Source organism: Psittacicella gerlachiana (assembly GCF_003585965.1).
Lineage (GTDB): Bacteria > Pseudomonadota > Gammaproteobacteria > Enterobacterales > Psittacicellaceae > Psittacicella > Psittacicella gerlachiana.
This window is the reverse complement of sequence record NZ_NRJF01000092.1, coordinates 1-1393: the sequence shown is the minus strand read 5'-3', so window position 1 is coordinate 1393 and position 1393 is coordinate 1. Positions and strand designations below refer to the sequence as shown.

Annotated in this window: 1 protein-coding gene; it reads left to right on the top strand. The window is 34.5% G+C overall.

Annotated elements, in window-relative coordinates; all coding sequences use genetic code 11:
* Positions 1-180: 180 nt before the first annotated feature.
* Positions 181-1227 (top strand): cation diffusion facilitator family transporter, encoded by a 1047-nt coding sequence (locus CKF59_RS03725; protein WP_119534640.1) that lies wholly within the window; start codon positions 181-183, stop codon positions 1225-1227.
* Positions 1228-1393: the final 166 nt, after the last annotated feature.

Below are 1393 nucleotides of genomic sequence, written 5' to 3'. Positions count from 1 at the left end.
CAGTCATTGGTATTCTCATTCAACTAGTCTTTGAGAAGAATCAACATACTTGGCAATTTCTTATTTATATTGTATTGGCAATTTTTAACTAATTTAGATGAAATTTCTAACTTAGATTGTATTGGTAATTTTACTTAATGCCTGTAAAAAATATTTTGTTTCTCAAATAGGAATAAAGCAATGAGCAAAATAACTTTATCTCCCCAAGAATATAAGCGGATTGTGAGTAAAGCCTCGATCGCTGCTATTTGCACGGCCCTAACTTTAATTGTTATAAAGTTAACGGTCGTAATTATGAGTAACTCCATTTCTTTGTATGCTTCCTTAATGGACTCTGTATTTGATGTGGCTTGTAGTGTCATTAATTTACTGATTCTACGTAAAGCCCTAAAACCAGCTGATGCAGATCATACTTTTGGGCATGGAAAGTTAGAGTACTTTGGGATTCTAGGGCAAAGTATTTTTATTGCCACTTTGGCAATAATGTTAATAGTGAGTGCGGTGAGTCGTTTTTCGACGCCAATTCCGATTGAAAAGACGACAGCTTCAGTAATCATTTTAATTATTTCCATTATTATGACTGCAATCCTAGTTACATACCAACAAAAGGTGATTCGTCAGACAGATTCAGAAATGATTAAGGTAGATCAGGCTCATTATAAAATGGACTGCCTCATGAATGGTTCGGTAGCGATTGCCATAATTTTTGCTCATTATGGTTATGCTAAGGTGGATTTAGTCTTGGCAATCATTATCGGAATTTATATGCTCTATTCCGTATATGAAATGATTACAACTGCGATTAATGGTTTAACTGATAAGGTCCTACCTGCAGAAGATTTACAGTTAATTGAACTTACCATTCAAAAGCATCCACAAGTGCTGGGGATTCATGAATTAAGAACTCGTCAAGCAGCCAATACTAAATACATTCAGTTTCACTTAGAGCTAGATAATAATATTCTCTTGCGTGAAGCTCATGATATTTGTGATGAACTAGAAACTACGCTGTTAGCTGTGTTTCCGGATGCTTTAATTACTATTCACCCTGAACCAAAAATGGTTGCCCAAGCCGAAGCTAAAGGGACATATCAAGCAAAAACCTCTCCTGATCTCGTGGATATAGTACAGAACTTTGCGGAACAAGATGAACCGGAAAAGAAAAAGCACTTTTGGCGACGTCGAAGTAAGAATCAAGATTCTGGGGATCAAGAGGCTGAGAATTAATGGTGTTTATAAGTGTACGTAAATAGAGAGTTTTATCAATAATTAAAAGAATTTGACCTCTAATTTAATTAAAGTATGACTTCAAATTAAAGGCTTAGCTCAATAAGAACAAAGTTATAAAGACTAATAAATAAAAATCTTCAAAGATCAATAAGTTAAAAGCTCC

Bases quoted from the DNA above. Each gene is read 5' to 3' on its own strand.
- CKF59_RS03725 (WP_119534640.1), top strand. From the start codon at position 181: ATGAGCAAAATAACTTTATCTCCCCAAGAATATAAGCGGATTGTGAGT.